Here is a 10100-nt window from a genome sequence, read left to right on the forward strand (position 1 = left end):
GCTGGTGCTCAAGAAATCCCGAACTCCTTGCCAATGAGGTCGAACATCTCGTCGTCGGTGGCCGTGTCCAGGTCGGCCTCGGCCTCGGTCTCGGTTTCGCCGCCGTCGGTCCAGCTGGCCATCAGCGCCTTGAGGCGGACGGTGATCTGACCGCGGGACTCTTCGTTCGCGGTGAACGCGGCCAACTCGCCCTGAAGTCGTGCGAGTTCGGCGAGGAGCGGCGCAGCGGAGTTCGCCGTGTCCGGCACGATCTCCGCGGCCAGGTAGCCGGTGAGGGCGGACGGTGTCGGATAGTCGAACACCAACGTCGCGGGCAACCGCAGTCCGGTCGCCGCGTTCAGCCGGTTCCGCAGCTCCACCGCGGTCAGCGAGTCCAGGCCGAGCTCAAGGAACCCGCGCCCGGCATCGATGGCGTCCGGTGAGGCGTGGCCCAGCACGGCCGCCAACTGGCCACGCACCAGGTCGATCAGCACCCGGTCGCGCTCCGCCTCCGCCAGACCGCCGAGCCGCTGCCGCAGGGAAGCCGCGTCCGGAACGGAACCGGCGTCGACGGTCCGCCGCGCCGGTGCCCTCACCAGCCCACGCAGCAGCGCGGGGACGACCTCGGTGGCACGCAGGGCCGCCGGGGCCAGTCGCACCGGCACGAGCACGGCCTCGTCCGAGCCGATGGCGGCGTCGAACAGGGCCAGGCCCTCGGCGGTGGACAGTGCGGCCATGCCACCGCGTTCGAGCCGGTCGATCTGCTCGTCCGCGAGGTGGGCGGTCATCCCACCGCGCTGCGCCCACAGGCCCCACGCCAGCGAACTGGCCGGCAACCCGCTCGCCCGACGGCGCTGGGACAGCCCGTCCAGGAACGCGTTGGCCGCCGCGTAGTTGCCCTGCCCCGGACCACCGAAGGTCGAGGCCGCCGAGGAGAACAGCACGAACGCGGCCAGGTCGATGTCCTGGGTCAACTCGTGCAGGTGCAGCGCCGCGTCCACCTTCGGCCGCAGCACCGCGTCGATCCGCTCCGGAGTCAGCGACTCGATCACACCGTCGTCCAGCACACCGGCGGCATGCACCACCGCGGTCAACGGGTGGGCCTCCGGGATGTCCGCGAGCAGTGTGGCGAGCTGGTCCCGCTCGGCCACGTCGCACGCGGCCATCGTCACCGTCGCACCCAGCTCGGTCAGCTCGGTGGCCAGCTCGGCCGCTCCGGGCGCTTCCATGCCCCGGCGGCCGGCCAGCACCAGCCGCCGGACCCCGTGTTCGACGACCAGATGCCGGGCCACCAGCCCACCGAGCGCACCGGTGGCGCCGGTGATCAGCGCGGTGCCGTCCTGGTCGAGCGCCCGCGGCACCTCGTCGGAGGCCACGGCCCTGGCCAGCCGGGGCGCGTACAACGTGCCCTCGCGCACCGCCAGTCGTGGTTCATCGGTACCGAGCGCGGCCGCAAGCGCCTGGTAGGAGGCATCGTGCTCGTCGAGGTCCAGCAGCACCAGCCGGTCCGGGTGCTCGGCCTGCGCGGACCGGATCAGCCCCCAGACCGCGGCGTGCGCGAGGTCGGGCACGTCCTCCCCGGGCCGGGTGGCCACCGCGCCACGGGTCACCAGCACCAAGCGCGACTGCGCGAACCGCTCGTCGGCGAGCCACCCCTGGACCAGTGCCAGCGCCTTGTGCGTCGCCAGGCGCACCGCCGAGGCCGTGTCGGCGGCGTCCGCGACGGAGTCGACGGTGCACGGCGCGAGCACCACGGCGGGCACCGGCGCCGCATCGAACGCAGCCAGGTCGGCGAACACGTCCACCGGAAGCGCGGCGGCCTGCAGAGCGGCGCCGAGCTTGTCCTGATCCGCGCCGAGGACCGCCCAGCGGTCGGCGGCGACCGCGGGCAGCGCCGGGACGACCGCCCAGTCGACGCGGAACAGCGAGTCGTGGCGGACCGCCCGCGCGGCACGCAACTGCTCGGCGGTAACCGGCCGCAGCACAAGGGAGTCCACCTCCGCCACCGGCTGGCCGAGCGTGTCCGTGACGGCGAGCGACACCGAGTCCTGGCCGTTGGGCGAGATCCGGACCCGCAGCGCGGCGGCACCGACGGCCCGAAGCGACACCCCACCCCACAGGAACGGGAGCCTGCTCTGACCCGAGTCGCCGAGGAAGCCGCCGAGGCCGACCGCCTGGACCGCGGCGTCCAGCAGGGCCGGATGCAGGCCGAAGCGGCTCGCGTCGGAGCGGCGCTCCTCGGGCAGCGCGACGTCCGCGAAGACCTCGTCACCGTGCCGCCAGGCCGCGCGCAGGCCCTGGAAGGCCGGGCCGTAGTGGTAGCCGGTGGCGGCCAGCCGGCCGTACAGGTCGTCGAGCTCGATCGGCACCGCGCCCGCGGGTGGCCAGACACCCCCGGAGGGGGCAGGAGCCGCAGGAGCGTCCGCAGCCAGCACACCGCTGGCGTGCCTGACCCATGCGCCGCCGTCCTCGGACCGCGAGTGGATGCCCAGCGTGCGTCGCCCGGTCGCGTCCGATTCGCCCACGGACAGCCGGAGTTGACGGCCACCGCGTTCCGGCAGCACCAGCGGCGATTCCAGGGTGAGTTCCTCGACATGGCCGCAGTCCGCCTGGTCACCGGCGCGAACCGCCAGCTCCACGAAGGCGGTGCCCGGCAACAGGGTCGAGCCCATCACCGCGTGGTCGGCCAGCCACGGATGACCGGCCAGGGACAGCCTGCTGCTGAACAGCATGCCGTCGGAGTCCGGCAGCTCCACCATCGCGCCCAGCAGCGGATGGTCCGTAGAGCCCAGCCCTGCCGAGGCCACATCGCTCGCCGCCGCCGGGGCGTCGAGCCAGTAGCGCTGGCGCTGGAAGGCGTACGTGGGCAGATCGTCCACGCGGCGAGCGTCGGGGAACACGGCCGTCCAGTCGACGGCCGCGCCGTGCACGTGGGCTTCGGCCAGGGACAGCAGGAACCGGTCCAGACTGCCCTCGTCGCGCCGCAGGGAGCCCAGGGCCACGATCTGCTCGGACGTCTCCTGGATACCCATCGCCAGGACGGGGTGCGCACTGGACTCGACAAAGAGGCGGTGGCCCTGCTCGGCGAGCAGCTGCACGGTCTCCTCGAACCGAACCGTCTGCCGAAGATTCCGATACCAGTACTCGGCATCCAGCACGCTGGTGTCGATCCGCTCCACCGTCACCGTCGAGAAGAACGGCACCTGCGAGGGGCGGGGGCTGATGTCCGCGAGGATCGTCAGGAGCTCGTCGCGGATCTCCTCCACATGCGCCGAGTGGGACGCGTAGTCCACCGGGATACGGCGAGCCCGGACACCGGACTCCTCACAGTCGGCCAGGAGTTCATCCAGCGCATCGACGTCGCCGGAGACGACGATCGAACCCGGGCCGTTGACGGCGGCGATGGAGATCCGACCGTCCCAACGCTCAAGACGCCCGGTGACCTCGTCTGCGGGGAGGGAGACGGACACCATCCCGCCGCGACCGGACAGGGCCAGCAGCGCCCTGCTCCGCAACGCCACCACCCGCGCAGCATCATCCAGCGAAAGCGCACCCGCCACGCACGCGGCAGCAATCTCACCCTGCGAATGACCGACGACGGCAGCCGGCTCGACACCGTACGAACGCCACAACGCGGCCAGGGAGACCATCACCGCGAACAGCACGGGCTGAACAACATCAACCCGCCCCAACGCCTCAGCGTCGGCCAGCACATCCAGCAACGACCACTCGACATGCGGCGCAAGAGCCTGCGCGCACACCCGCATCGACTCCGCGAACACCGGCGAGGAGTCCAAAAGCTCCACCGCCATGCCCACCCACTGCGAACCCTGACCAGGGAAAACGAACACCGCACGGTGGTCCGCCACAGTGCCCTGCACCACACCAGGCGCCGCAGTCGCATCCGCCAGCGCAGCCAGGCCGCCACGGAACGCGGCCAGGTCAGCACCGACCACCGCAGCACGATGCTCGAAGGCAGCACGCCCCGCAGCGAGCGACAAGCCCACATCCACCGGGTTCAGCTCGGGCGTCGCGTCCATGAAGGACAGCAGGCGGGATGCCTGTGCGCGCAGCGCGGCCTCGGTCTTGCCCGAGACCACCCACGGCACCACACCCGGCACCGGCGCCGGCGCGGCAACGGCCTGCGCCTCAACCGGCGGCGCCTCCTCCAGGATCACATGGGCATTCGTGCCGCTGATCCCGAACGACGACACCGCGGCCCGCCGCGGCGCATCCGTCCGCGGCCACTCCGCCTGCTCCGTCAGCAGGGAGACGGCACCGGCCGACCAGTCGACCTGAGGGGTCGGCTCGTCCACGTGCAGGGTTTTCGGCAGCACACCGTGCCGCATCGCCAACACCATCTTCATCACACCGGCCACACCAGCGGCGGCCTGAGTGTGACCGATGTTCGACTTCAACGACCCCAGCCACAGCGCCCGTTCGCGATCCTGGCCGTAGGTGGCCAGCAGTGCCTGGGCCTCGATCGGGTCACCCAGCGTCGTGCCGGTACCGTGTGCCTCCACCGCGTCCACGTCCGACGTGCCAAGGCCCGCGTTGGCCAGCGCCTGGCGGATCACGCGCTGCTGCGACGGACCGTTCGGCGCCGTCAGACCGTTGGACGCACCGTCCTGGTTGACCGCGGAACCCCGCACCACGGCCAGTACCGGATGCCCGTTGCGACGTGCGTCGGAGAGCCGCTCCACGAGCAGCATGCCTACGCCCTCGGCAAGCGCGAAGCCGTCAGCCGCCGCCGCGAATGCCTTGGAACGCCCGTCCGCTGCCAGCCCGTTCTGGCGGCTGAACTCAAGGAACATGTCCGGGGTGGACATCACCGTCACGCCGCCGGCCAACGCCAGTTCGCACTCGCCCTGCCGCAGTGCCTGCGCCGCCAGGTGGAGCGCGACCAGCGACGAGGAACACGCCGTGTCCACCGTCACCGCCGGTCCTTCGAGACCGAACGTGTACGAAACCCTGCCCGACAGCACACTCGCACCGTTACCGGTCGCCAGATAGCCGTCCAGGTTCTCCGGTGCGCCCTGGAGCAGCGGGGCGTAGTGCTGGCCGTTGGTGCCGGCGAACACGCCCACCGGCCGTCCGCGCAAGGAGTTCGGGTCGACACCGGCCCGTTCGAACGCCTCCCAGGAGGTTTCCAGCAGAAGCCGGTGCTGCGGGTCCATCGCCAACGCCTCACGCGGCGAGATCCCGAAGAACGCCGGGTCGAACTCGCCCGCGTCGTGCAGGAAACCGCCGTTTCCGACATAGGAGGTCCTGGCGCGCTCGCCGTCCTGGTCCACCAGCTGGTCGAGGTCCCACCCACGGTCGGTGGGGAACTCGCTGATGGCGTCCGTACCGGCGGAGATCAGCTGCCACAGCTGCTCCTCCGACGTGACTCCGCCGGGGAAACGGCAGCCCATGCCGACGATGGCGATCGGCTCGTCGGTCCCCGTGGCCACGGCCGGGACGGCCGAGGCGGTCGCCGGGGCGCCGAGCACCTCGGTCTTGAGGTAGTCGGCGAGCGCGGTGGCCGTCGGATAGTCGAAGATCAAGGTGGCGGGCAGCTTCAGGCCGGTCGCCGCGTTCAGCCGGTTGCGCAGGTCCACCGCGGTCAGCGAGTCGAAACCCAGCTCCAGGAAGGCCCGGCCGACCTCGACCGCTTCCGGCGCGGAGTGGCCGAGCACCGCTGCCACCTGGTCGCGCACCAGCTCCAACACGATCCGATCGCGTTCGAGATCGGTCTTGCCGGCCAGCCGCTGGGCCAGTACGGAGCCCTCGGCACCTGCCGTCTCGCCCTCTTCCGCCTGTATGCGGCGCACCTCGGGCAGTCCGGCGATCAGCGGGCTCGGCCGCACCGCGGTGAACCCGGCGACGAACCGCTCCCAGTCCACATCGGCGAGCGCGACGAACGTCTCGTCGTGGTCGATGACCTGCTGCAGGGCGGTGATCGCCAGGGCGGGGTCGATGGCGCGCAGGCCGCGACGGCGCAGGAAGTCGAGGAAGCCGTCCTCGGTGTCCGCGCCACCGTCCCACGGGCTCCAGGCCACCGAGGTCGTGGGCAGTCCACGGGCACGCCGCCGCTGGGCCAGTGCGTCGAGGTAGGCGTTGCCCGCCGCGTACGCGCCCTGCCGGCCGCTGCCCCACACGCCGGCCACCGCGGAGAAGAAGACGACGACCGCGTCCGGGGCGTGTGCGTCCAGCAGCCCGTCGAGGTGCGCGGCCATGGCCGCCTTGGCGTCGACCACCGCGGCGAACTCGGCCGGAGTGGTCTCGGCCAGCGGCGCCTGGTCGAGCACGGTCGGCGCGTGCACCACCGCGGTGGGCGGCGTCGCCAACAGCTTCTCCAGCGTCGCGCGGTCGTCGGACTCGCAGGGCACGATGGTCAGCCGCGCGCCCGCGTTGGCCAGCTCGGCCTCAAGAGCGGCCTCGCCTCCTGCGACACCCCCTCCGACGCCTTCTTCGCCCCCTTCTTCGCCCTCTTTCTCGACCGGACCGGCCAGCAGCACGTGCTCGGCGCCGTTCTCGGCCAGCCACCGCGCGGCCTGCGCGGCCAGCGGACCGGTACCGCCGGTGACCAGGACCGTGCCGGACGGCCGCCACGCCCTCGACGGGGCCCGGTCGGCCAGCGGCGCGTGCTCCAGCCTCCGCCCGTACAGCCCGGCGGCACGAACGGCGAGTTGGTCCTCGTCACCCGCGCCGGCCAGCACGCCGACGAGTCGTCGCCGTGCCGCGTCGTCCGCGTCCACCGGCAGGTCGATCAGACCGCCCCAACGCTGCGGGTGTTCCAGGGCGGCAACCCGGCCGAGACCCCATACCTGGGCCTGCACCGGACTGTCCGGTCCCTCCCCGGACGCGACGGCCACCGCACCACGGGTCGCGCACCACAACGGCGCGTCGATCCCGGCGGTGCCGAGCGCCTGCAGCAGCGAAACGGTGTTCGCTGCCCCCACCGGAGTCCCTTCCAACGCCACCAGGGACAGCACCCCCTCGGGCGCGGCACCGCTCAGCAGCTCGGCGACGGCCCCGGGGTCGGTCTCGGCAGGCAGCTCGACCTCGGTGACTTCGGCACCCGCGGCTTCCAGCGCCGCCACCGCGGCGGTGCCCCACTGCCCGGCGCCGCCCGTCGGGAGCACCACCAGCCAGTTTCCGGACAGCGCGGCGGATGCCGGTTCAGGCAGGCGCTGCCAGCCGATCCGGTAGCGCCAGGAATCAACGGTGGACTTGTCGCGGCGGGTGCGGCGCCATGCCGACAGCACCGGGAGCACCGCTTCGAGCGCGGCTGCGTCGTCCCCGCGCACGCCGAGTGCGTCGGCCAGCGCTCGCAGGTCCTCGCCTTCCACGGCCGCCCAGAACCGCGCATCGACCGGGTCCACCGACACCTCGCCCACCGGGGCGTCCGCATCGAGCCAGTAGCGCTGGCGCTGGAAGGCGTACGTGGGCAGGTCGTCCACGCGGCGAGCGTCGGGGAACACGGCCGTCCAGTCGACGGCCGCGCCGTGCACGTGGGCTTCGGACAGGGACAGCAGGAACCGGTCCAGACTGCCCTCGTCGCGCCGCAGGGAGCCCAGGGCCACGATCTGCTCGGACGTCTCCTGGATCCCCATCGCCAGCACGGGGTGCGCGCTGGACTCGACAAAGAGGCGGTGGCCCTGCTCGGCGAGCAGCTGCACGGTCTCCTCGAACCGAACCGTCTGCCGCAGGTTGCGGTACCAGTACTCGGCATCCAGCACGCTGGTGTCGATCCGCTCCACCGTCACCGTGGAGTAGAACGGCACCTGCGAGGGGCGGGGGCTGATGTCCGCGAGGATCGTCAGGAGCTCTTCGCGGATCTCCTCCACATGCGCCGAGTGGGACGCGTAGTCCACCGGGATACGGCGAGCCCGGACACCGGACTCCTCACAGTCAACGAGGAGTTCGTCGAGTGCATCGACGTCGCCGGAGACGACAATCGAGCCCGGACCGTTGACGGCGGCGACGGAGATCCGACCGTCCCACCGCTCAAGACGCCCGGTGACCTCATCAACCGGCAGCGAGACAGACACCATGCCGCCCCGACCGGACAGGGCCAGCAGCGCCTTACTCCGCAACGCCACCACCCGCGCAGCATCCTCCAGCGACAACGCACCCGCCACACACGCAGCAGCAATCTCACCCTGCGAATGCCCCACCACAGCGGCCGGCTCAACACCGTACGAACGCCACAACGCCGCCAGCGACACCATCACCGCAAACAGCACAGGCTGAACAACATCAACCCGCTCCAACGCCTCAGCGTCAGCCAGCACATCCAGCAACAACCACTCGACGTGCGGGGCAAGGGCCTGCGCGCACGCCCGCATCGACTCCGCGAACACCGGCGAGGAGTCCAAGAGCTCCGCGGCCATGCCCACCCACTGCGAACCCTGACCAGGGAAGACGAACACGACCTTGCGGCCGCCCGCGACGCCCTGCACCAGATGGGGAGCGGAACCGGCGTCCGCGAGCGCGGCGAGTCCGGAGCGGAAGGCAGCCAGGTCGGTGGCGACAACCGCGGCACGGTACTCGAAGGCTGCGCGGCCCGCGGCCAGCGAGATGCCGATATCCGCCGGGTTCAGCTCGGGCATCGAGTCCATGAAGGACAGCAGGCGGGATGCCTGTGCACGCAGCGCGGCCTCGGTCTTGCCCGAGACCACCCACGGCACCACAGCCGGCACCACACCCGGCGCCGGCGCGGCAACGGCCTGCGCCTCGACCGGCGGTGCCTGTTCCAGGATCGTGTGCGCGTTGGTGCCGCTCACGCCGAATGACGACACCGCGGCCCGGCGCGGTTCGCCGGTCTGCGGCCACTCGACCTGCTCGGTCAGCAACGACACCGCACCCGCGGACCAGTCCACCTCGGGAGTCGGCTCGTCCACGTGCAGCGTCTTCGGCAGCACGCCGTGCTGGAGGGCCATCACCATCTTGATCACGCCGCCCACGCCGGCGGCGGCCTGGGTGTGTCCGATGTTGGACTTCAGCGACCCGAGCCACAGCGCCCGTTCGCGGTCCTGGCCGTAGGTGGCCAGCAGTGCCTGGGCCTCGATCGGGTCACCGAGTCGGGTGCCGGTGCCGTGTGCCTCCACCACGTCCACCTGCTGGGCGGTCAGGTTGGCGTTCTCCAGCGCCTGCTGGATGACACGCCGCTGTGAAGGGCCGTTCGGCGCGGTCAGGCCGTTGCTCGCACCGTCCTGGTTGACCGCGGAACCGCGCACCAGGGCTAGCACGGGGTGTCCGTTGCGGCGGGCGTCGGAGAGCCGCTCCACGAGGAGCATTCCCACGCCCTCGCCCCAGCCGGTGCCGTCGGCGTCGGCGGAGAACGCCTTGCAGCGGCCGTCCGGGGAAAGCCCGCGCTGGCGGCTGAACTCGATGAACGAGCCGGGGCTGGACATCACGGTGACGCCACCGGCCAATGCCAGCGTGCACTCGCCCTTGCGCAGTGACTGCGCGGCCAGGTGCAGGGTGACCAGCGAGGACGAGCAGGCGGTGTCCACGGTGACCGCCGGGCCCTCCAAGCCGAGGGTGTAGGCCACCCGGCCGGACGCGATGCTGCCCGCGCTGCCGTTGCCGAGGTAGCCCTCCAGGCCCTCCGGCACGACGTTCAGCCGGGCCGCGTAGTCGTGGTACATCATGCCGGCGAACACGCCGGTCCGGCTGCCGCGCACCGAAGCCGGGTCGATGCCGGCCCGCTCCAGCGCCTCCCACGAGGTTTCCAGCAGCAGCCGGTGCTGCGGGTCCATCGCCATGGCCTCACGCGGCGAGATCCCGAAGAACGCGGGGTCGAACTCCGCCGCGTCGTAGAGGAATCCGCTTTCCCGCACGTATGTGGTGCCGGCGTGGTCCGGGTCCGGGTGGTACATCCCGTCCACGTCCCAGCCGCGGTTGTCGGGGAACGCCGCGATGGCGTCGGTGCCCGACGCCACCAGCTGCCACAGGTCCTCCGGCGAGCCGACGCCACCGGGGTAGCGGCAGGCCATGCCGATGATCGCGATCGGTTCCCGGTCCCCTGCCTCGACCTCGGCCAGGCGGTCCCGGGTCTGTTGCAGATCGGCGATGGCCCGCTTGAGGTAGCTGCGCAGCTTGTCTTCGTTAGTCGGTGACACTTTGACTCC

The 10100-nt window shown here is 71.8% G+C and carries 1 protein-coding gene; it reads right to left on the reverse strand.

What is annotated here, in order from left to right:
* Nucleotides 1-8: 8 nt before the first annotated feature.
* A complete protein-coding gene (locus tag MOV08_RS16395) occupies nt 9-10091 on the reverse strand; it encodes a type I polyketide synthase (protein WP_275307870.1) in 10083 nt (3360 codons plus the stop codon).
* Nucleotides 10092-10100: the final 9 nt, after the last annotated feature.

It is taken from the genome of Streptomyces yunnanensis (genome assembly GCF_029011865.1).
GTDB lineage: Bacteria > Actinomycetota > Actinomycetes > Streptomycetales > Streptomycetaceae > Streptomyces > Streptomyces yunnanensis.